General features: G+C 68.4%; 19 protein-coding genes. 14 read left to right on the top strand and 5 right to left on the bottom strand.

What is annotated here, in order from left to right; genetic code table 11:
- The first annotated feature begins 63 nt into the window (after positions 1-63).
- The 8 genes from DA1_RS05895 to DA1_RS05860 all read left to right on the top strand — a co-directional run bounded on the left by DA1_RS05895 (position 64) and on the right by DA1_RS05860 (position 9583).
- On the top strand, positions 64-996 hold the full coding sequence (locus DA1_RS05895) for a LysR family transcriptional regulator (protein ID WP_012204057.1): 933 nt from the start codon (positions 64-66) through the stop codon (positions 994-996).
- A 120-nt stretch (positions 997-1116) separates the two neighbouring features.
- Positions 1117-2706 (top strand): ABC transporter ATP-binding protein, encoded by a 1590-nt coding sequence (locus tag DA1_RS05890; RefSeq protein WP_034391134.1) that lies wholly within the window; start codon positions 1117-1119, stop codon positions 2704-2706.
- Complete coding sequence (locus tag DA1_RS05885) at positions 2693-3799, top strand: ABC transporter permease (RefSeq protein WP_034398274.1); 1107 nt, start codon at positions 2693-2695, stop codon at positions 3797-3799. The genes DA1_RS05890 and DA1_RS05885 overlap by 14 nt, the downstream gene beginning before the upstream one ends.
- Positions 3799-4719 (top strand): ABC transporter permease, encoded by a 921-nt coding sequence (locus tag DA1_RS05880; protein WP_016452615.1) that lies wholly within the window; start codon positions 3799-3801, stop codon positions 4717-4719. The genes DA1_RS05885 and DA1_RS05880 overlap by 1 nt, the downstream gene beginning before the upstream one ends.
- Positions 4720-4767: 48 nt before the next feature.
- Positions 4768-5940: a BMP family ABC transporter substrate-binding protein gene (locus DA1_RS05875; protein WP_012204061.1), complete on the top strand. Its 1173-nt coding sequence runs from the start codon at positions 4768-4770 to the stop codon at positions 5938-5940.
- A 250-nt stretch (positions 5941-6190) separates the two neighbouring features.
- Positions 6191-7348 (top strand): BMP family ABC transporter substrate-binding protein, encoded by a 1158-nt coding sequence (locus tag DA1_RS05870; RefSeq protein WP_012204065.1) that lies wholly within the window; start codon positions 6191-6193, stop codon positions 7346-7348.
- Positions 7349-7535: 187 nt separating this feature from the next.
- Positions 7536-8534 (top strand): aromatic ring-hydroxylating dioxygenase subunit alpha, encoded by a 999-nt coding sequence (locus DA1_RS05865; protein WP_034391137.1) that lies wholly within the window; start codon positions 7536-7538, stop codon positions 8532-8534.
- Complete coding sequence (locus tag DA1_RS05860) at positions 8534-9583, top strand: adenosine deaminase (protein ID WP_034391139.1); 1050 nt, start codon at positions 8534-8536, stop codon at positions 9581-9583. The genes DA1_RS05865 and DA1_RS05860 overlap by 1 nt, the downstream gene beginning before the upstream one ends.
- 6 nt (positions 9584-9589) lie before the next feature.
- Here the strand turns inward: DA1_RS05860 and DA1_RS05855 are convergent, their stop codons facing one another.
- Positions 9590-10030, bottom strand: a complete 441-nt coding sequence (locus DA1_RS05855; RefSeq protein WP_034391141.1) for an HIT family protein — start codon at positions 10028-10030, stop codon at positions 9590-9592.
- Positions 10031-10224: 194 nt separating this feature from the next.
- Between DA1_RS05855 and DA1_RS05850 the strand changes: the two genes are divergently transcribed.
- The 3 genes from DA1_RS05850 to dcd all read left to right on the top strand — a co-directional run bounded on the left by DA1_RS05850 (position 10225) and on the right by dcd (position 13377).
- Positions 10225-11331, top strand: a complete 1107-nt coding sequence (locus DA1_RS05850; RefSeq protein ID WP_034391143.1) for a BMP family ABC transporter substrate-binding protein — start codon at positions 10225-10227, stop codon at positions 11329-11331.
- A 112-nt stretch (positions 11332-11443) separates the two neighbouring features.
- Positions 11444-12736, top strand: coding sequence for a guanine deaminase (gene guaD, locus DA1_RS05845; protein WP_013803687.1), 1293 nt, complete (start codon positions 11444-11446; stop codon positions 12734-12736).
- Between the two features lie 68 nt (positions 12737-12804).
- Positions 12805-13377, top strand: coding sequence for a dCTP deaminase (gene dcd / locus DA1_RS05840; RefSeq protein WP_013803686.1), 573 nt, complete (start codon positions 12805-12807; stop codon positions 13375-13377).
- Positions 13378-13511: 134 nt separating this feature from the next.
- On the opposite strand, the gene nadB is transcribed toward dcd, so the two are convergent.
- The 4 genes from nadB to DA1_RS05820 form a co-directional block, all read right to left on the bottom strand.
- Positions 13512-15014 (bottom strand): L-aspartate oxidase, encoded by a 1503-nt coding sequence (gene nadB / locus DA1_RS05835; RefSeq protein ID WP_034391145.1) that lies wholly within the window; start codon positions 15012-15014, stop codon positions 13512-13514.
- Positions 15015-15024: 10 nt separating this feature from the next.
- Entirely contained in the window at positions 15025-16158 is a 1134-nt protein-coding gene (gene nadA, locus DA1_RS05830) for a quinolinate synthase NadA (protein WP_034391148.1), read from the bottom strand.
- Positions 16159-16301: 143 nt separating this feature from the next.
- Complete coding sequence (locus tag DA1_RS05825) at positions 16302-18053, bottom strand: sensor domain-containing diguanylate cyclase (protein ID WP_034391151.1); 1752 nt, start codon at positions 18051-18053, stop codon at positions 16302-16304.
- A 15-nt stretch (positions 18054-18068) separates the two neighbouring features.
- Positions 18069-19016 carry a delta(1)-pyrroline-2-carboxylate reductase family protein gene (locus tag DA1_RS05820; protein ID WP_034391154.1) on the bottom strand — a complete coding sequence of 316 codons (948 nt, stop codon included), beginning with the start codon at positions 19014-19016 and terminating at the stop codon, positions 18069-18071.
- Positions 19017-19117: 101 nt separating this feature from the next.
- On the opposite strand from DA1_RS05820, the gene DA1_RS05815 reads away from it, so the two are divergent.
- From DA1_RS05815 to DA1_RS05805, 3 genes are all read left to right on the top strand, one after another.
- Complete coding sequence (locus DA1_RS05815) at positions 19118-19474, top strand: hypothetical protein (protein WP_224986416.1); 357 nt, start codon at positions 19118-19120, stop codon at positions 19472-19474.
- A 108-nt stretch (positions 19475-19582) separates the two neighbouring features.
- Positions 19583-20461 (top strand): KPN_02809 family neutral zinc metallopeptidase, encoded by an 879-nt coding sequence (gene ypfJ / locus DA1_RS05810; protein ID WP_012204077.1) that lies wholly within the window; start codon positions 19583-19585, stop codon positions 20459-20461.
- A 219-nt stretch (positions 20462-20680) separates the two neighbouring features.
- The gene (locus DA1_RS05805) at positions 20681-22195 is read left to right on the top strand and encodes a DEAD/DEAH box helicase (RefSeq protein WP_034391156.1); all 1515 of its coding nucleotides are present in this window, start codon (positions 20681-20683) and stop codon (positions 22193-22195) included.
- Positions 22196-22230: the final 35 nt, after the last annotated feature.

Genomic DNA, 22230 nt, shown 5'->3' with positions numbered 1-22230 from the left:
TCCCCATGACCTGCGGCGCGTCCCCGGCGCGACCGCTCTTTTTTTCGCTGATTGCTTCGCTACATGCGCGACCAGGCCCTGTTCGACAAGATTGATCTGCACCTGATACGGGTGCTGCACACGGTGCTGACCGAGCGCAGCGTCTCGCGTGCCGCATTGCGCCTGGGCATGCACCAGCCGGCGGTGTCCGCCGCGCTCAAGCGCCTGCGCGACCTGGCCGGCGATTCGCTGCTGGTGCGCTCGGGCGCGCACATGCAGCCCACCGAGGCCGGGCTGCGCATGGTGCAGCCGGCCGCCGACATCCTGCGCGCGGCCGAGGGCCTGTTCAGCGATGCGCGCCATTTCGATCCCCGTACCTCCACGCGCACCTTCCGCATCGCCGCCAGCGACTACCTGGACCCGCTGTTCCTGCCGCGCCTGGTGGCCCATCTCAAGACCGAGGCGCCCGGCTGCCCCGTGGACATCCTGGCCCTCAACGGCGACGCGCACTACGAGGTGCAACTGGCCCAGGGCGATGTGGACGTGGTGATCGGCAACTGGCCCGAGCCGCCGCAGGGCCTGCACATGGCCAGCCTGTTCGAGGACGAGGTGGTTTGCCTGGTCAGCCCCCAGCACCCGGCCGTGCGCCGCGGCTGGGACGTGGCCCAGTGGCTGGAGGCCGAGCACATTGCGCCCACGCCCACCTATCCGGGCGCGCGCGGCGTGATCGACGACCAGCTGTCCCGCATGGGCCTGCAGCGCCAGGTGGCGGCGCGCTGCGCGCATTTCAGCCTGATCCCCGACATCGTGGCCACCAGCTTGCTGGTGCTGACCACGGGGCGGCTGTTCTGCGAGCGCTTCAGCCAGCGCCTGCCCCTGGTGATCCTGCCCTGCCCGGTGGAGTTCGCGCCGCTGGTGTACTACCAGCTGTGGCACGCCCGCACGCACATGGGCGCCTCCACGCGCTGGCTGCGCGACGCCGTGCGGCATGTGGCCCTGATGTCCCGTGCCCGCTAGGCGATGGCGGCAGGAACCGCCTTTTTGGTGAACAAAGTGGTGGTCGATATGAGGGCCGCCGAGGCGGTTTCAAGGACTTGTGTTCCAGTTTGTTGCAGAAATTGAAAGACAATCCCAGCCATGAATCCCCCCGATACAGTCCCCCTGCCAGCCGCCGCACCGCCCCGGCTGCAGCTGACAGGCATCACCAAGCGCTATCCGGCGGTGGTGGCCAACAACGGTATTTCGCTGACCGTGGGCGCCGGCGAAGTGCATGCCATCCTGGGTGAGAACGGTGCCGGCAAGTCCACGCTGATGAAGATCATCTACGGCGCCGTCAAGCCCGACGAAGGCCGCATCGAGGTCGATGGCAAGCCGGTCCACATCCGCAACCCGCAGGAGGCGCGCCAGCTGGGCATCGCCATGGTGTTCCAGCATTTCAGCCTGTTCGACACGCTGTCCGTGGCCGAGAACGTCTGGCTGGGCCTGGACAAGAGCCTGCCGCTGGCCGAGGTGGTGAAGCGCATCGAGTCCACGGCGCATGACTACGGGCTGGAGGTCGATCCCCACCGCCCCGTGCACACGCTGAGCGTGGGCGAGATGCAGCGCGTGGAAATCATCCGCGCCCTGCTCACGCACCCGCGCGTGCTCATTCTTGACGAGCCCACCTCGGTGCTCACGCCGCAGGCGGTGGAAAAGCTCTTCGTGGTACTGCGCCGCCTGGCGTCCGAGGGCTGCTCCATCCTCTACATCAGCCACAAGCTGCACGAGATCCGTTCGCTGTGCACGGCCTGTACCGTGCTGCGCGGCGGGCAGGTGACCGGCGTGTGCAACCCGGCCGTGGAGAGCAATGCCTCGCTGTCGCGGCTGATGATCGGCTCGGAGCCGCCCGAGCTCACGCACCGCGAATCCCAGGTCGGCGCCAGCGTGCTGCGCGTGCAGGGCCTGGCGCTGCCGCGCTCGGAGCCCTTCGGCGTGGACCTGCATGGCATCCAGCTCGATGTGCGCGCGGGCGAAGTCGTGGGCATCGCCGGTGTCTCGGGCAATGGCCAGAAGGAATTGCTGTACGCCCTGTCCGGCGAGGACACGCGCGCAGCGCCCGAAATGGTGCAGATTGCTGGCCGGGAGGCGGGGCGCCTGGGCCCCGGCCGGCGCCGTGCGCTGGGCCTGCACTTCGTGCCGGAGGAGCGTCTTGGCCGCGGTGCCGTGCCCAGCATGGGCCTGGCGCACAACCTGCTGCTGACGCGCAAGACCGCGCTGGGCGCGGGCGGCTGGATCCGCATGGGCCAGTTGCAGGAGCAGGCGCGCGCCATCATCGCGCGCTTCAACGTCAAGGCCGGTGGCCCCAACGCGGCTGCGCAGTCGCTGTCGGGCGGCAACCTGCAGAAATTCATCGTGGGCCGCGAGATCGATGCCAGGCCCAAGCTGCTCATCATCTCCCAGCCTACCTGGGGGGTGGACGTGGGGGCGGCCGCGCAGATCCGCGGCGCCATCCTGCAATTGCGTGACGAGGGCTGCGCCGTGCTGGTGCTCAGCGAGGAGTTGGACGAATTGTTCGAAATATGTGACCGCCTGCATGTGGTGGCCAAGGGCCGGCTGTCGCCCTCGGTGGCGCGGGCCGATGCCACCGTGCAGCAGATCGGCGAGTGGATGAGCGGCCTGTGGGACGGTGCTGCCGCCCCGAACGCCTCCCAGAATGCCGCCAGGGGAGGCGCCCATGTTCAAGCTTGAGCAACGCCCCCAGGCCTCCAGGCTGTGGACCTACGGTTCGCCCGTGCTGGCGCTGGCCATTACGGTGCTGATCGGCGTGTGCCTGTTCGTGATGCTGGGCAAGGACCCGGTGCGCGGCCTGCAGGCCTTCTTCTGGGACCCCGTCAAGTCCACCTATGCGCTGGGCGAGCTAGCCGTCAAGGCCACGCCGCTGCTGCTGATCGCGCTGGGACTGGCCGTGTGCTTTCGCTCCAATGTGTGGAACATCGGTGCCGAAGGCCAGTTCGTGATCGGCGCCGTGGCCGCAGGCGGCGTGGCGCTGCTGGCGGACAAGACCACGGGGCCGTGGATCGTGCCCGCCATCCTGGTGGCCGGTATGCTGGGCGGCATGGTCTGGGCAGGCATCGTGGCCCTGCTGCGCGACCGCTTCAATGCCAATGAAATCCTGGTCAGCCTGATGCTGGTCTACGTGGCCACCCTGGTGCTGGGTTTTCTGGTCTACGGGCCGTGGAAGGACCCTATGGGCTACAACTTCCCGCAGACCAAGACCTTCGAGCGCGTCACGCAGATCCCCAAGCTCATGCAGGGCATGCGCACCAACATCGGGCTGCTGCTGGCGCTGGCTGCGGCGGCCATGCTGTGGGTCTTCCTGTTCCGCACCCGCGCCGGCTTTGCGCTGCAGGTCGGTGGCCTGGCCCCGGCTGCTGCGCGCTACGCGGGCTTTTCCTCGCGCCGCGCGCTGTGGACGGCGCTGCTGATCTCGGGCGCCGCCGCCGGCCTGGCCGGTGCGCTGGAAGTGGCCGGCCCGCTGGGCCAGCTCACGCCTTATGTCCCGGCTGGCTACGGCTTTGCCGCCATCATCGTGGCCTTCGTCGGCCGCCTGCATCCCGTGGGCATGATCTTTTCCGCGATTCTCATGAGCATGTTCTATATCGGGGGCGAACTCGCCCAGTCGCGCCTGGGCCTGCCCAAGGCGCTGACCGGCGTGTTCCAGGGCCTGCTGCTGTTCACGCTGCTGGCCTGCGACACGCTGGTGGCCTACCGCGTGCGCTGGGTGTCCCGCACGCCCGTGGTCCCGCCCGCAGCGGCGCCTGCAGTCAAGGAGGCCCGCTGATGGAATCCTATGCACTGCTGCTGGGCTCCACGCTCAGCGCCGGCACCGTGCTGGCGCTGGCTGCGCTGGGCCTGCTGATCAATGAAAAGGCCGGCATCGTCAACCTGGGTGCCGAGGGGATGATGCTGTGCGCCGCCATTGCGGGCTTTGCCGCCGTGGTCCACACGGGCAGCACCACCGTGGGCTTTCTGGCCGGCATGGGCGCGGGCGCGCTGCTGGCCGCCATCTTCGGCGTGCTGGTAATCTGGCTGAACACCAACCAGTACGCGACGGGGCTCGCCCTGTCGCTGTTCGGCACGGGCTTCTCGGCCTTCCTGGGCCTGGGCTATGTGCAGGCGCGCCTGCCCGAACTGCCCAAGTTCGCCGTGCCCTGGCTGTCCGACCTGCCCGTGGTCGGCACGGCGCTGTTCCGCCTGCACCCGCTGGTCTATGGCGCGGTGGCCATTGCGGCGGCCCTGGTCTGGTTCCTCTACCGCACGCGGGCCGGCCTGGTGCTGCGCGCCGTGGGTGAGTCGCCCCAGTCGGCCCATGCGCTGGGCTACCCGGTGCGCCGCATCCGCCTGGCGGCCGTGGTCTTCGGCGGCGCCATGTGCGGGCTGGCCGGCGCCTACATCTCCACCGTCTACACGCCGCTGTGGGTGGAGGGCATGGTGTCGGGCCGGGGCTGGATCGCGCTGGCGCTGACCACCTTTGCCACCTGGCGCCCTGCGCGCGTGCTGCTGGGCGCCTACCTGTTCGGCGGCGTGACCATGCTGCAGTTCCACCTGCAGGCCACGGGCGTGCAGGTGGCCAGCCAGCTGCTGTCCATGCTGCCCTACCTGGCGACCATCGTCGTGCTGGTGCTGATCTCGCGCAATCCGGCCTGGATCCGTGCCAACATGCCGGCCTCGCTGGGCAAGCCCTTCTACCCGGGCTCCTGACGCTTTCATTTTTTCTCTCTCCCTCCAGAACCACAAAAGGACAAACGCATGCCCGCTTTGCGCGAACGCACCCTGAAACCTGGCCTGAAAAGCACGCTTGTGAAGATGATCGGCCTGTCGGCCATCTCGGTGGCGGCCCTGACCGCCTGCGGCAAGAAGGAAGAGGCCGCAGCGCCCGCTCCCGCTGCCGCGCCTGCCGCCCAGGCGCCGGCCGAGAAGCTCAAGATCGGCTTCATGTACGTCAGCCCCATCGGCGACGGCGGCTGGACCTTCCAGCACGAGCTGGGCCGCAAGGCCATCCAGGAGAAGTTCGGCGACAAGGTGGAAACCTCCTTTGTCGAAAGCGTGCCCGAGAGCGCCGATGCCGAGCGCGTGATGCGCGACATGGCCGGCCAGGGCAACAAGCTGATCTTCGCGACCAGCTTCGGCTACCAGGAGTTCGTGCAGAAGGTCGCGGCCGACCTCAAGGACGTGAAGTTCGAGCACGCCACCGGCTACAAGAACGCCGACAACGTGGCCACCTACGACACCAAGACCTTCGAGGGCGCGTACCTTGCCGGCATCGTGGCCGGCGGCATGACCAAGACCAAGACCGTCGGCGTCGTGGCCTCGGTGCCGATTCCTGAAGTGGTGCGCAACATCAACAGCTTCGTGCTGGGCGCGCAAAGCGTCGATCCCTCGATCAAGGCCAAGGTGGTCTGGGTGAACGAATGGTTCGCCCCGCCCAAGGAGTCCGAGGCCGCCACCTCGCTGATCAACGGCGGCGTGGACGTGCTCTACCAGAACACCAACTCCCCGGCCGTGCTCAAGACGGCCGAGGAACGCGGTGCGCGCGCCTTCGGCAAGGACGGCGACATGAGCGCCTTCGCGCCCAAGGCCCACCTGGGCTCGGCCGTGATCGACTGGACGCCTTACTACAGCAAGGTCACCCAGGACACGCTGGACGGCAAGTGGCAGGGCGGCTCGTTCTGGTGGGGCGTGAAGGAAGGCGCCATCGACCTCGTGAAGATCGCCGACGACGTGCCCCAGGACATCAAGGACAAGGTCGCCAAGGCACGCGACGGCTTGAAGGACGGCAGCTTCGCCGTCTGGACCGGCCCCATCAAGGACAACACCGGCAAGGAAGTGCTGACGGCAGGCCAGGTCGGCGACCTGGGCTTCATGACCAGCATCAACTTCTTCGTCAACGGCGTCGAAGGCAAGGTGCCGGGCGCCAAGTGATCCGGCGGCAGTCCATGCACCAAGGGCCCTTCGGGGCCCTTTTTTCTGCCGCGATCCGCCAGACGGGTCCGCCCTATGCACCACGATTGTGCAAAGCCCCCAAAATGTGGTTTTCCCGCATGCCTGGTGGCTCTGGCGCAGCCGGCTGGCGCCATTCTTGCTTTATTCTCGGGACCCATCGCGGCGGGTCTGCGCCCCTGCGGACACCGCCTTCTTCCTGCCTGCCGCAGGACCACTTGAGGAAACTTCGATGACTGATCTTCACAAACGCTCCCTGATCAAGGTGGCAGCGCTGTCGGCCGTGGCCGCCGCCGCGCTGGCCGGCTGTGGCAAGAAGGAGGAGGCCGCGCCTGCGCCCGCTCCCGTTGCCGAGGCCCCTGCTGCCGCTGCAACCGAGCCTTTGAAGATCGCCTTCGCCTACGTGGGCCCCGTCGGTGACGGCGGCTACACCTTTGCCCACGACCAGGGCCGCCTGGCGCTGGAGAAGGAATTCGGCGACAAGATCAAGACCTCCTATGTGGAGAGCGTGCCCGAGGGCGCCGACGCCGAGCGCGTGCTGCGCGACATGGCCGCCAACGGCAACAAGCTGGTCTTCGGCACCACCTTCGGCTACATGGAGCCCATCCAGAAGATCGCTCCCGACTTCCCCGATGTGAAGTTCGAGCACGCCACCGGCTACAAGACCGCCGCCAACGTCAGCACCTACGACAGCCGCACCTACGAAGGCGCCTACCTGGCCGGCATCATCGCGGGCTCCATGACCAAGTCCAACGTGCTGGGCGTGGTCGGCTCCGTGCCGATTCCCGAAGTGCTGCGCAACATCAACAGCTTCACGCTGGGCGCGCAGTCCATGAACCCCAAGATCAAGACCAAGGTGGTCTGGGTCAACGAGTGGTTCGCACCCCCGAAGGAAACCGAGGCTGCGACTTCGCTGATCAACGGCGGCGCCGACATCCTGTTCCAGAACACCGACTCCGCCGCCGTGCTTAAGACGGCCGAGGAAAAGGGCAAGCGCGCCTTTGGCTGGGACTCCGACATGACGGCCTACGGCCCCAAGGCCCACCTGGGCTCGGCCATCATCAACTGGACGCCCTACTACACCAAGACCGTGCGCGAGATGCTGGACGGCAAGTGGAGCAGCCAGCAGACCTGGTGGGGCGTGAAGGAAGGCGCGATCGACATCGTCTCGCTGGCCGATGACGTGCCCGCCGAAGCCAAGGCGAAGATCGAAGAGGTCAAGAAGGGCCTGAAGGACGGCACCTTCCACATCTGGAAGGGCCCGATCGCAGGCCAGGACGGCAAGGAACTGCTGGCCGCCGACGCCGTGGCCGAGGACAAGTTCCTCACGGGCATCAACTTCTACGTCAAGGGCGTGGAAGGCAAGGTGCCGGGCCAGGACAGCAAGTAAGACAGACGCCATGCCACCCGGCGCAGGCCGGGTTGCCTGCCGCCGCCAGGGCCGCCTTCGGGCGGCCTTGGCGTTCATGCGCAGCACAGGTGCCGTACCTGTGCTGCGCATCGAGTGGGTTTATGCTCGCTCCCAGCCGCGGCCTGCCCGCCGCCGCGGCACAGACAGACAGCAAGAGATTCCCCCCATGATCGAAAACTCCCTCTGGCATCCCGTGGCCCAGGCCCACGAAGTTGTCGATGCGCCGCTGGGCGTGCAACTGCTGGACCAGCCCCTGGTGCTGTGGCGCGATCCGCAAGGCCTGGTCCGCGTCTTCGTGGACCGCTGCCCGCACCGTGGCGCACGCCTGTCCATGGGCCGTGTCGAGAACGGCCACCTTGAATGCCCCTACCACGGCTGGCAGTTCGCCGACAGCGGCCAGTGCGTCAAGGTGCCGGCCCTGCCCAGCTTCACGCCCCCGCCCTCGCAATGCGTGAAGGCCTTCGAGGCACAGGAAGCCTACGGCCTGGTCTGGGTGCGGCTGGCCACGGGCGAGGAGCTCTCGGCTGCTCCGGCCCTAGCAGCACTTCCAGCCTTTGAAGCCGAGGCGGACGCGCACCTGCGCAAGCTCAACTGCGGCCCCTATGACGTGGCCGCCAGCGCGCCGCGCATCATCGAGAACTTCCTGGACATGTCGCACTTCGGCTTTGTCCACGAAGGCTGGCTGGGCAGCCGCGATGCCACGGCCATCGAAGCCTATGCCGTGGAGACCACGGCCACGGGCGTGCTGGCCACGGGCTGCAAGGCCGTGCAGCCGCAGTCCAACCTGCACTCCACCAGCGCGGCCGAGGTCGAGTACACCTACGAAGTCACGGCGCCCTATGCCGCCCTGCTGACCAAGCTGCCCGAGTCCGGCACCACCCGGGCCGGCTGGCGCGAGTCCATCGCCCTGTTCATCTGCCCCGTCACGCCCGAGACCAGCCGCGTCTGGTTCCGCCTTGCCGTGGCAGACTTCGATTCGCCCGACGCACAGCTGCAGGAATTCCAGCACACCATCTTCTGCCAGGACCAGCCCGTGCTGGAGTCGCAGCAGCCCAAGTGCCTGCCGCTGGACCCGCGCGCCGAAATGCACTCTGCGGCCGACCGCATGTCGTCCGCCTACCGCCGCTACCTCCGGGCCAGCGGCATCACCTTCGGAGTCTGCTGATGCACACCGTACCCGCCGTGGATGCCGCGCATCTGCCCCAATTGCTCCAGGCCATGCCCAAGGCCGAGCTGCACATGCACATCGAAGGCTCGCTGGAGCCCGAGCTGATCTTCGCCCTGGCCCAGCGCAACGGCGTGAAGCTGCCCTACGCCAGCGTGGAAGACCTGCGCCGCGCCTATGCCTTCACCGATCTGCAGAGCTTTCTGGACATCTACTACGCCGGCGCCAGCGTGCTGCTGTACGAGCAGGATTTCTACGACATGGGCCGCGCCTACCTGACGCGCGCCGCGCAAGACAACGTGGTCCATGCAGAGATCTTCTTCGACCCCCAGACCCACACCCAGCGCGGCGTGGGCATGGAGACCGTGATCAACGGCCTGTACCGCGCCTGCCGCGATGCGGAGATAGAGCAGGGCATCTCGTCGGCGCTTATCCTGAGCTTTCTGCGCCACCTCAGCGAAGAGGACGCCTTCGCCACGCTGGAGGCCGCGCTGCCGCTGCGCGACCGCTTCATCGGCGTGGGGCTGGACAGCAGCGAGGTCGGCAACCCGCCCGAGAAGTTCGCCCGCGTGTTCGCGCGCTGCCGCGAGCTGGGCCTGCACCTGGTCGCGCATGCGGGCGAGGAGGGACCTCCCGCCTATATCTGGGGCGCGCTGGACGTGCTGCATTCCGAGCGCATAGACCACGGCGTGCAGGCCGCGCGCGACGAGGCCCTGATGCAGCGCCTGGTGCGCGACGGCGTGCCGCTGACCGTGTGCCCGCTGTCCAACCTCAAGCTGTGCGTGGTGTCCGACCTGGCCCAGCACAACCTGCCCCAGCTCTTGGAGGCAGGGCTCAAGGTCACGGTCAACTCCGATGATCCGGCGTACTTCGGCGGCTACGTGAACGAGAACTACCTGCAGCTGTTCGCCGCCACGGGCATGAACTCGCAGCAGGCCTGGCAACTGGCGGTCAACAGCTTTGACGCCAGCTTCGTCACACCCCAGCAGCGCGCCCACTGGATGCGCCAGCTGGAGGCCGTGTTCGCCCGCTACGCCGCCCTGGCCTGAGTCCGTTCAGGCCAGGGCTTGCCTGAGGCGCTCGGCATAGTCCTGCAGTGCCTGCATGCCGGGCTCCTTGCGCGGCCAGCCCAGGCCCACGCCGTCGCCCTCGTGGCGCGGCAGCACATGCAGGTGGAAGTGGAAGACGGTCTGCCCGCCCGCCGCGCCATTGGCCTGGAACAGGCTGATGCCTTCGGGGTCGAACGCCGCCTGCACGGCCTGCGCCACGCGCTGGGCCGTCCGCATCACGGCGCCGGCCTCATCGGGCGTGAGGTCCAGCAGGGTCACGGCATGGCGCTTGCTGGCCACCAGCACATGGCCGGGATTGACCTGGCCGATGTCCATGAAGGCGATGGTCTGCTCGTCCTCGAACACCTTGGCGGACGGGATCTCGCCCGCCACGAGGCGGCAAAAAAGGCACTGCCCCGGGGGCGAGGTATCGACGAACATCGGCATGGTCTTGTGCTCCTTGGTGGTTGCTTGGGGTTGGAATTTGCCGACGATCTTAGTGGACGGTATCTGCCGTCCCTTATGGAGGCCATAAGCGCAGGCCCAGGCAGCCCTCAGGGGCGCTGCCTATAATCGCGCCCCGCACCGGCCGCTGCCCACGGCAGGTGGGTTTTCATTTCCGGGCCATGTAGAGGAACACCATGTACAAAAACCTCGCAGCCGCAGTCGCGGCCGCAAGTCTTGTATCCACGGCCTTGTCCCAAGGCCATCCCGCCCCTTCATCCCCCGCAGGTTCCGCGCCCCTCAAGGCTGCCTTCGTCTATCTGACGCCCGTGCTCGACGCCGGCTGGACGCGCCAGCACGACGAGGGCCGGCGCGCATTGCAGGCTGCGCTGGGTCCGCGCGTGCAGACCCGCGCCGTGGACAGCGTGCCCGAGGGCCCCGACGCCGAGCGCGTGCTGCGCGACCTGGCTGCCTCGGGCAACCAGCTGATCTTCACCACCAGCTTCGGCTACACCGAGTCCGTGATGCGCGTGGCGCGCGACTTCCCGCAGGTGAAGTTCGAGTCGGTCACGGGCTTCAAGCGCGCCGACAACGTGGCCACCTCGAATGCGCGCTACTACGAGGGCCGCTATCTGTCGGGCATTGCCGCAGGCCGTGCCAGCAAGACGGGCGTGGCCGGCTTCGTGGTCGGCTTTCCCATTCCCGAGGTGCTGCAGGGCATCAACGCCTTCACGCTGGGCATGCGCTCGGTCAATCCCAAGGCCACGGTCAAGGTGGTCTGGCTGGATACCTGGTTCGACCCGCCGCGCGAGCGCGATGCGGCCATGGCGCTGTTCAACGGCGGCGTGGACGTGGTGTCCTTCCAGGTCGCATCCACCGCCGTGATGCAGGCCGCCCAGGAGCGCGGCCGCATGGCGATTGCCTACCACTCCGACATGCGCAAGGACGGGCCCGACGCCCAGTTGCTGGCCGTCACCCACCAGTGGGGCGACTACTACACTGCGCGCGCCCGCGCCGTGCTGGACGGCAGCTGGAAGAGCCAGGACACCTGGGGCGGCGTGCGTGAGGGCATGATCCGCGTGGAGGGCTTCGGCCCCAAGCTGCCGCCCGCCGTGCGCGAGGAAGTGCTGAAGCGCCAAAAGGACATGGCCCAGGGCCGCCTGCAGCCCTTCAAGGCCGGCGACCAGCCGGTGCGCGACAACCAGGGCCAGGTGCGCATTCCTGCCGGCAAGCAGCTGGACGATGCACAGATCCTGCAGATGAACTGGCTGGTGGAAGGCGTGCAGGCCACCCTGCCCAAGTGATGCGGCCTGCGGGGCGTCCGGTCCTGGCGTAAACCCTAGGATGGCGCCTGCCGATGGCGCCTATAGCGCTGCGGATATGGCATCTGCCTGTCCGCCCGCTAAGCTTGGCGGCATGCAAATCTACCGTTCCTCATTGCTGCGTTTTGCCGACGATGGCCAGGCGCTCTACGACGAAGACGGCCTGCTGGCCGTCGCCCCGGATGACAGGGGGCAGCAGCGCGTCGTTGCCGCCGGCAGCTGGCAGGCGCTGCAGGCGCAGTTCACCGGACAGCCGGGCGCCGAAGTCACCCATCTGCCGGGCCGCATCCTCGCGCCGGGCTTCATCGACCTGCACATCCACTATCCGCAGACCGATGTGATCGGCGCGCCCGCCGCCGGCCTGCTGCCCTGGCTGGAGAAATACACCTTTCCGCACGAGTCGGCCTTTTGCGAACGCGCGCATGCCGACAGCGTGGCCGAATTCTTCCTGGACGAGCTGCAGCGCAACGGCGTGACCACGGCGCTGGCCTTTGCCACCTCGCACCCGGGTTCGGTCGATGCGCTCATGGGCGCGTCGCAGGCGCGCGGCATGCGCATGATCACGGGCAAGGTCCTGCAGGACCGCCACAGCCCCGACGGCGTGCGCGACCAGACCGAGCAAAGCCTGATCGACACCGAGACCCTGATCCAGCGCTGGCATGGCGTGGACCGCCTGGGCTACGCGATCACGCCGCGCTTTGCGCCCACCAGCACGCACGAGCAGCTGCGCGGCGCGGGCGAGCTGGCCGCACGCTACGCCGATGTCTGGATCCAGTCGCACGTGGCCGAGAACCTGGACGAAGTGCGCTGGGTGGCCGAGCTCTTTCCGAAGGCCCGCAGCTACCTGTCGGTCTACGACGACTTCGGCCTGATGCGCGAGCGCGCCGTCTACGCGCACTGCATTCACCTGGACGACGAAGACCGCGCACTGATGCGTGAACGCAGCACCGCTGCGGCCGTCAGCCCCACCAGCAACCTGTTCCTGGGCAGCGGCTTCTTCGACTTTGCGCGGGCCGATGCCGCGCAGTTCCTCTACGGCCTGGCCAGCGACGTGGGCGGCGGCATGAGCTTCAGCCCCTTCCGCACCATGCAGGCCGCCTATGTGGCGGGCCGCGAGGGCCAGACCAAGCAGGGCCTGAGCCTGTCGCCCGGCAACCTGTGGTGGCAGCACACGGCGGGCGCGGCGCGCGCCCTGGGCCTGGCGGGGCAGGTGGGCAACCTGCAGCCGGGCTGCGAGGCCGACTTCGTGGTCATCAACCCGGCCTGCACGCCGCTGCTCGAGCGCAAGACCCGCCAGGCCGAGAGCCTGGACGAGCTGCTGTTCGCCATGATCATCCTGGGCGATGACCGCCTGATCGAGCGCACCGTCGTTTCTCAAGCAAAATAGCGCCTTTGCGCCAGTGCCCGGCCGGGTGCTGGCGCCTGACAAGTGCAGCTAGGGAACGAGGAATTGCCATGAGCATCAAGAGCGACAAGTGGATCCGTCGCATGGCCGAGGATCACGGCATGATCGAGCCTTTCGAGCCGGCCCAGGTTCGCAACGTCGATGGCCGCAAGATCATCAGCTACGGCACCAGCAGCTATGGCTACGACATCCGCTGCGCACCCGAATTCAAGGTGTTCACCAACATCCACAGCACCGTGGTGGACCCCAAGAACTTCGATGAGAAAAGCTTCGTCGATTTCGAGGGTGACAGCTGCATCATCCCGCCCAACAGCTTCGCGCTGGCGCGCACGGTCGAGTACTTCCGCATCCCGCGCAACGTGCTGACCATCTGCCTGGGCAAGAGCACCTACGCGCGCTGCGGCATCATCGTCAACGTCACGCCCTTCGAGCCCGAATGGGAAGGCTATGTGACGCTGGAGTTCTCCAACACCACGCCGCTGCCCGCCCGCATCTATGCCGGCGAGGGCTGCGCCCAGGTGCTGTTCTTCGAGAGCGATCCCGACGATGTCTGCGAGGTCAGCTACCGCGACCGTGGCGGCAAGTACCAGGGCCAGGTGGGCGTGACGCTTCCCAAGGCCTGACGGCTTTGGCCCGGCAGACAAGGCCCGCAGTGAAAGCTGCGGGCCTTTTTCATCGCCGGGCCGCCCCAAGATGAAAAGCAGCCCCCTCGGGGGCAGCGGACCTTGCGCAGCAAGGGGAGCGTGGGGGGCATTTTTCATTCCACCAGCGCCAGGGCCGCGTCGATGCGCGAATGCGCACCGCAGCTCTCGCGCCGTGCGGCGGCAGCCGTGGCCATGAGCCAGCAGACATCGAGCTGATTGCGCAGCGCATGGCCTGCGGCAGGTGCCAGCCTTTCACGCCATGCCGCAATGCGCTGCACGGCCTGCGCCAGGCCCTGGTCGCTGCGCTGTATGCCCACGCAGTCCTGCATGAGCTGGCGCAACTCCTGCGCGACGGCTGCCGTGTCCTGCTCCTGTGCGCCGGCCTGCAGGGTTTCGGTCGGCCGGGCCGGCGCAGGGGCGGCAGCCGGTTGCTGCGCGATGGCCCGGGCGGCGGCGCGCCCCATCACCACGCATTCGAGCAGCGAATTGCTGGCCAGCCGGTTGGCGCCGTGCAGGCCGGTGCGCGCCACCTCGCCAATGGCGTGCAGGCCATCGACATCCGTGCGCCCGTCGATGCTGGCCAGCACGCCGCCGCAGGCGTAGTGGGCGCAAGGGGCGACGGGAATCGGCTGCGTGGCAATGTCGATGCCATGGCTGGCGCACAGGGCCATCACGCCCGGGAAATGCGCCTGCAACCAGGCACGTGGCCGGTGGGTGATGTCCAGGTGCACGAAGGCCAGGCCATGGCGGTCCATCTCGTGCCGGATGGCCCGGGCCACGATGTCGCGCGGCGCCAGTTCGGCCCGCTCGTCATGGGCAGGCATGAAGCGCGTGCCGTCCGGCAGGCGCAGCAGGGCGCCTTCTCCGCGCAATGCCTCGGAGACCAGGCCGGCCGCACGGCCGCCCACCTGCAGGGCCGTGGGATGGAACTGCATGAACTCCAGGTCGCCCACGCGGCAGCCTGCGCGCCAGGCCATGGCCACGCCGTCGCCCGTGGCGGTGGCCGGGTTGGTGGTGGCGGGATAGACCTGCCCCAGCCCGCCCGTGGCCAGCACGGTATGCGCGGCATGCCAGCGCTGCAGGCGGCCATCGGGCAGGCACACCAGCGCGCCTGTGCAGTGCGCAGGCTGTCCTTCGGTCAGCAGGTCCAGCGCGCTGGTGTGCTCATGCAAATCGATGTTCGCGCGCTCCCGGCAGGCGTGCAGCAGGGCGGCGTGCACGGCCTGGCCCGTGCAGTCGGCGGCATGCACGATGCGGCGGCGGCCGTGGCCGCCCTCGCGCGTGAGGTGCAGGCCACCGCTGTCGTCACGCGTGAAAGGCACGCCGTGGGCCACCAGCCAATCGATGGCGGCAGGCGCCTGCTCGAGGATGGCGCGCACGGCCCGTGCATCGCACTGGCCTGCGCCCGCGACCAGGGTGTCTGCCACGTGTTCATCGATGCTGTCTTGTGCATCCAGCACGGCGGCAATGCCGCCCTGGGCCCAGGCGCTGGCGCATTCCTCGGCCGCGCCCTTGCTGAGCAGGGCCACGCGCAGATGCGGCGGCAGTGACAGGGCGGCGGCCATGCCGGCCAGGCCGGCGCCGATGATGAGTACGTCCATGGAGGGCTGGGTCATGGCGTGCTCCTCAGGCGGGACCAAAATGCTGGAAGAGCGCCGCATCGCGCGCAAGGTCTCCGCTGGCGCGCACGGGCTGGCGGTGGCCGGCCGCGAAAGCCAGCATGCGTTCGATGGGGCGGCGCGCGGCCTGGGCAATGGCGGGGTCCACCTCGATGGCGCACAGGCCCTGCTCCAGCGCCAGTTCCACGCCCTGCAGGCTGTTCATCGCCATCCAGGGGCACATGGCGCAGCTCTTGCAGGTGGCGCCCTGGCCGGCCGTGGGCGCCGGCAGGAAGGTCTTGCCCGGGTAGCGCATGCGCATGTCGTGCAGGATGCCCTGGTCGGTGGCGACGATGAAGGTGTCGGTGGGCAGCCGGCCAGCCGCGTTGATGAGCTGAGTGGTGGAGCCCACCACATCGGCCTGGGCGGCCACGGCGGCCGGCGACTCGGGGTGCACGAGGATGGCGGCCTGCGGATACTCCAGTGCCATGGCGGCCAGTTCGTCGGCCTTGAATTCGTCATGGACCAGGCAGGAGCCATGCCACAGCAGCATGTCGGCGCCGGTCTGGCGCTGGATGTGGGCGCCCAGGTGGCGGTCGGGCGCCCAGAGGATTTTCTCGCCGCAGGCGTGCAGGTGGGCCACGATGTCCTGTCCCACCGACGAGGTGACCACCCAGTCGGCGCGCGCCTTCACCGCCGCACTGGTGTTGGCGTAGACCACGACCGTGCGGTCCGGGTGGGCGTCGCAAAAGGCGCTGAACTCGTCTGCCGGGCAGCCCAGGTCCAGCGAGCAGCTGGCGTCGTCGTCGGGCATGAGCACCCGCTTTTCCGGGCTGAGGATCTTGGCGGTCTCTCCCATGAAGCGCACGCCGGCCACGACCAGGGTGCTGGCCTGGTGCTGGGCGCCGAAGCGCGCCATCTCCAGCGAATCGCCCACGCAGCCGCCGGTCTCGCGCGCCAGGTCCTGCAGTTCGCCGTCCACGTAGTAATGGGCCACGAGCACGGCATCGCGCTCGTGCAGCAGGGCGCGTATGCGCTCGGCGGTCCGAAGGCGCTGGGCTCGGTCAAGTTCGGGAGGAATGCGGGCCCAGGCCTCGCCGATGCCGCACTGGCCGGCGAGGGAGAAATGGGGCTTGTCGTACTGCACGGATTTGAGCTGCATGGTGGCCGTCCGGGACTGTGGAAAAGGCAGGTGATGGCTGCGAATGATATGCTCAATTTGAGTATTAGTGTGGTGTTTTTTACCGCACAGGTGTTTTGCGGCATTCAGGAAATCGAGGGCGGGAAAAGCGGCGCGGGGCCGACTCAGCGCTGCAGCTGCACGTTGTTGCGGCCTGCGCCCTTGGCCTCGTACAGCGCTTCGTCGCCACGGCGCAGCATGGCGGTGGCCGTGTCCGTGGTGCCGCGCAGCGTGGCCACGCCCACGCTGGCGGTGACGGGCTCGCCGTGGGCCATGGGCGTGGCGGCCAGCAGTTCGCGCAGTTGCTCGGCAATGACCACGGCGGCATCGGCCGTGGTGTCGGGCAGCAGCGCCAGGAATTCCTCGCCCCCCATGCGGGCCAGCACGTCGGACTCGCGCAGCCGCATGCGGAAGGCGCGCGCCAGGGTGCGCAGCACGGCGTCGCCCATGTCATGGCCGTGCTGGTCGTTGATGCGCTTGAAGTAGTCCACGTCGATGACGAGCACGCTCAAGGGGCGGCCGCTGCGGCGCGCCAGCGCCATGGCGAAGTCCAGCTGGAAGTCGAAGCCCCGGCGGTTGAGCAGGCCCGTGAGCGGATCGCTGCGCGCCTGGTGCTCCAGTTCGGCATTGGCCTGCTGCAGCTGCAGCGTGCGCTCGCGCACCTGGCGCTCCATGGCCTCGTTGGCCGAGCGCAACTGGGCAATGCTGCCGCGCAGCGCCTGCGAAAGGCGGTGCACTTCGCGGCTGCTGTGCAGCTGCGGGATGTCGGAGGCCGCACCGCTGCCGTCGATGCCATTGGCGGCACGGGCTAGGCGCTTGAGATCCTGGCTCAGCCTGCGCGCCACCAGCCAGGCGATGACGGCGGCCACCAGCGCGGCTGCCAGGCCGCCGGCCAGCACCTGGTGCATGGCCTGGCGCGCGGGCGCATAGGCGCTGTCATGCGGCTGCCGGGCCACGATGTGCCAGCCCATGGCCGTTGCCCGGTTGTGGGCCTGCAGCGGCACGGTGGCCGTCAGAAAGCTCTGCGGGCTGTCCTGCCAGCGCGCCACCTGTACGGGCTGCAGCGTGGCATCGGCCGTATCGGCAGACACGGTATGGGCCACCGGCAGGCGCTGGTCCAGGGCCAGCAACGGCTCAAGGCTGTCGCCCGGCGCGTGGATGAGCCGTCCACGCCGGTCGAAGATGAACAGGCCGATCTGCCGGTCGGCGCTGTCGGCCTGCTGCAGGGTCTGCATGGTTTCGCGCACCCATTCCCAACTGCTGTGCATGCACAGCACGCCCTGGGTGAGATCGCCCACGCGAATGGGCGCCGCGAAGTCCATGAACCGGCGCGGCGCGCCGTCGGCCGCAGGCGGCAGCAAGGCGGACATCGCAGGCGAGGAGGCGCGCACATCGCCCACATGGACGCGCTGCAGGCCCGGCTCGAACCAGGGCCGGTCGCTGACATCGAGGCCCACCAGCACCTGGTCGGTCGCGCTGCGCACCGTGCCCTCGGCGTCGGCCACGCCGATCCAGAGGCTAGTGGGCGTCAGCGAACGGGCGCGGTTGAGCAGTGCGCCCACGCCCGGGGCCTCCAGCCCCTGGATCCAGAGCTCCGGCGAGGCGGCGAGCACTTCCACGGTATGGGCGCGGCTGAACAGGCCATCGGACAGCTGCCGGGCGGCGTTGGAGGCCAGGGCATGCAGCGAGGCGCTGACCTCGCGCTCCATGCGCCAGCGCAGCAGCTCGCCGAATGCCAGCGACATCAGCACCGTCACGCCCACCAGCAGCGAGCCGAAGACCAGTGCCAATTGCGTGCGCAGGCCCAGGCGCTGCCAGCGGCTGGGCGCGGTGCTGGAATCCGGGGCGGGGGAATCCGGGGGGAAAAGCTCGTTCAACGCAGAAATCCGCTTTCAACTGTTCTGGAGTGCGGCCCGGCGCATGGCCAGGCGGGTGGCTGCAAGATCCCAGCCACCCCAGCCGCAGCATTTGAACAGCACGGGCGAATCCGAGCGCGGCCATTGCTCGCGCACCACCTGCTCCAGCGTGGGCAGGGCGGCGACATCGATGCCGGCCTGCAGCAGGTCACCGGCCTCATGCAGCGCATCCCCGGTATCGACCACCACGCGGCCCGACTGCAGCAAGCCCTGGCACAGGCCGGGTGCCAGCTCCACCATCTGCGGCGTGAAGGCGCCCACGGCCGAGATGAAGGCATCGCTGCGCGGCGCCTCGCGCAGCACGACGGCCCGGGCGGGCGTGCAGGTCACGATCAGCGGGCAGTGGCGCGCCGCCGCCTCCACATCCTGCACGGCGGTGGCCTGCAGTCCCATGGCCCGGGCCTGGTCGACCAGCGCCTGGGCGCTCTGCGCGCTGCGCGATGCCACCTGAACCTCGCTCACGCCCAGGCCTGCGGCAAAGGCCTGCAAATGGGCCAGGCCCTGCACGCCGGCGCCCACGATCAGCAACGGACCCTGCGGATTCGGCGCCAGCCTTTGCGCGGCCAGCAGCGATACGGCGGCCGTGCGCCGCGCCGTGACCGTGGGGCCGTCCAGGATCAGGCGGCGCTCGCCTGTGGCCACGTCGAAGACCACCACATCCCCCTGGATGGTGGCGCGCGGCGTGCCGGCGTTGCCGGGCGTGAAGCTGATCAGCTTGGTCATGGCCACCTGGCCGTCGGTGGCGGGCATGCAAAACAGGCTGCCACCGGCCGGCAGGGGCATCACGATGCGCGCCGGCACCTGCGCTGCCTGGGGCTGCAGCAGCACGGCGGCGATCTCTTCAGCCAGTTCGTTCCAGGGCAACAGCCCGGCCGTGGCCTGGGCGTCAAGGGCGGTGGAGGAGGGCATGCTGGAATGGCTCATGGCCGCGACTGTACACAGTAGGCTTGGATCGACCAATTCGCGATGTGTCCAGTGCTGCGCACAGGCCCGTGAGGGCCTGCGCAGGCACTACGATGTCGCCTATGTCACAAAAGCCTTCTTATCCGCGCGAAGAGCCCCGCTGGGACGGTTCGGCGCGGCCCGAAGCTCCGCGCAAGGAATCGGCTCCGCGCTATGAGCAGCAGCGGCGCGGACCCGCGCCCGAGCCGTGGCAGCGCGAGCAGCCGCCCAGCGAGCAGGCTCCCGCGCCCCGCCGGCCCGGCGAGCCTGCACGCGAGCGGCGCAGGCGCGGCGGATGGGGGCTGGGCCTGGCGGTCGTCATCGGCCTGGGCATCGTCGCCGCGCTGCTGGCCGCCATGGTGCTGGTGGCCCGCGAGCAGGTCCTGCGCAGCCAGGCGCCACCCGCCACCGCCCCCATGGCGGTGCAGCCCGTGCGCTGATACACGCCGTATCATTGCCGCAGTTGCGGTCGCTGCAGTCCCGCAGGTTCCGACGTAATATCGCCGCCCGATGCTGCAGGCTGCAGCACAGATCCAGGAGTGAACACCATGAGATGGGATGGCAACCGCGAGTCGGACAATGTGGAAGACCGCCGTGACGAGGGTGGCGGTGGCGGCGGCCCCGTCTTCGGCGGACGCAGCATAGGCATCGGCACCATCGTCATCGCCCTGGTCGGCGGCTGGGTGCTGGGCATCAACCCGCTGACCATCCTGGGTGCGCTCAGCGGCGGCTCGCCGGTGCAGGTGCAGCAGCCTCAGGGCCCGGCCCACAAGCCGCCGGCCGATGACAAGCTCGCCCGCTTTGTCTCCACCGTGCTGGCCGATACCGAAGATGTCTGGCGCGATGTGTTCCGCCAGGGCGGCGCCCAATATACCGATCCCAAGCTCGTGCTGTTCCGTGGCGCAACGCCCACGGCCTGCGGCACGGGGCAGTCGGCCATGGGGCCCTTCTACTGCCCTGCCGACCAGAAGGTGTATATCGACCTGGGCTTCTACGAAACGCTCAAGAACCAGCTGGGCGCGCCCGGCGATTTCGCCCAGGCCTATGTGATTGCCCACGAGGTGGGCCACCACGTGCAGAACCTGCTGGGCATCAGCGCCCAGGTGGACCGCGCCCGTGGCCGCGTCAGCAAGGTGGAGTACAACCACCTGTCGGTCAAGCTGGAACTGCAGGCCGATTGCCTGGCCGGCGTCTGGGCGAACCGCGCGCAAAGCGCCCGCCAGATCCTGGAGCAGGGCGATGTGGAGTCGGCCATGAATGCGGCATCCAAGATCGGCGACGACGCCCTGCAGCGCGCAGGCGGCGGCGCCGTGGTGCCGGACAGCTTCACGCACGGCACCAGCGCCCAGCGCCAGCGCTGGTTCAGCACCGGCCTGCGTACCGGCAGCGTCAAGTCCTGCGACACTTTTTCGGCCGCTTCCCTCTGAGAAGTACCCCCACGCTCGCGTTGCTGCGCAAGCTTCGCCGGCCCCTGCGAGGGGGCGCTTTTTCATCTGGAGGCTGCCCGGCGATGAAAAAATGCCCGCATTGCGGGCCCTCATACCGGGTTTTTGCGGGTTGCGCTCACACAACGCCATGCTTGTCCAGGTGCCAATTGGCGTTATTGCAACGCACAAATCGCGCTAGGTGCGACAATAGCGCTCTCAATGACAAGCTCTTTCTCCAATCTCCAGCTGGCTGAGTCCCTGGCGCGCGCCGTAGCCGACATGGGCTACGAGTCCATGACGCCCATCCAGGCACAAGCCATTCCGGTCGTTCTGACCGGCAAGGATGTCATGGGCGCCGCCCAGACCGGCACAGGCAAGACGGCGGCGTTCTCGCTGCCGTTGCTGCAGCGGCTGATGCGCCACGAAAATACCTCCGCTTCGCCTGCACGCCACCCCGTGCGGGCGTTGGTGCTTTTGCCCACACGCGAACTGGCGGACCAGGTGGCCCAGCAGATCGCCCAGTATGCGAAGTACACCAAGCTGCGCAGCACCGTGGTGTTCGGCGGCATGGACATGAAGCCGCAGACGCTGGAGCTCAAGAAGGGCGTCGAGGTGCTGGTGGCCACGCCGGGCCGTCTGCTTGACCACATCGAAGCCAAGAACGCCGTGCTCAACCAGGTCGAGTACGTGGTGCTGGACGAGGCGGACCGCATGCTGGACATCGGCTTTTTGCCCGATCTGCAGCGCATCCTGTCCCACCTGCCCAAGACGCGCACCACCTTGCTGTTCAGCGCCACCTTCTCGCCCGAGATCAAGCGCCTGGCCGGCAGCTACCTGCAGGACCCCGTCACCATCGAAGTGGCCCGCCCCAACGAGACGGCGTCCACGGTGGAGCAGCGCTTCTACAGCGTCAGCGACGACGACAAGCGCTATGCGCTGCGCTCCCTGCTCAAGCAGCGCGACATCCGCCAGGCCTTCGTCTTCTCCAACAGCAAGCTGGGCTGTGCGCGCCTGACGCGTGCCCTGGAGCGTGATGGCCTGCGCGCAACGGCGCTGCACGGCGACAAGAGCCAGGACGAGCGCCTGAAGGCGCTTGAAGCCTTCAAGCGCGGCGAGGTGGATCTGCTGGTGTGTACCGATGTCGCGGCCCGTGGCCTGGACATCAAGGACGTGCCGGCCGTCTTCAACTACGACGTGCCCTTCAACGCCGAAGACTATGTGCACCGCATCGGCCGCACGGGCCGCGCAGGCGCCTCCGGCGTTGCTGTGACCCTGGTGACCAACCACGATGCGCGCCTGGTGGGCGAGATCGAGAAGCTCATCAAGAAGAAGATCAACGTCGAGGCCTGCCCCATGGAAGATTTCCGTGGCAGCGCACCGCGTGGTCACCGTTTTGACGAGCTGCCGCGCCAAAGCAGCGGCGGCTACGGTCGTGAACGGGAGCGCGGCGCCGAGCGTGGCGATCGCGGCGGTGATGCGTCGCGGGGCAGTGCAGGTTTTGGCCATCGCGGCTCGCGCATGGCCCAGCGCCCGGCGCACTCGGACCCGTTCTTCGACAAGCCCTACGAGGCGACCGCCAGCGTCGATGCGAGCTGGGACAGCCAGGGTGCTGCCGCGCCCAAGGCAGGCAGCGGCATCAAGCCCAAGCGCAAGCTGGCCGCGCTGTTCAAGGCGCCTGTTGCGCCCGTCGCGCCGGTCCCGCCTGTGGCACCCGTCGCCACTTCCGAGGTCTGAGCGCCGCGCAAGCCGCCTGCCTCACGAAAAACGCC

This window comes from Delftia acidovorans NBRC 14950 (assembly GCF_001598795.1).
Taxonomy (GTDB): domain Bacteria; phylum Pseudomonadota; class Gammaproteobacteria; order Burkholderiales; family Burkholderiaceae_C; genus Comamonas; species Comamonas acidovorans.
Note: the sequence above shows the minus strand (reverse complement) of the source record. Positions and strands in the feature narration are given on the sequence as shown.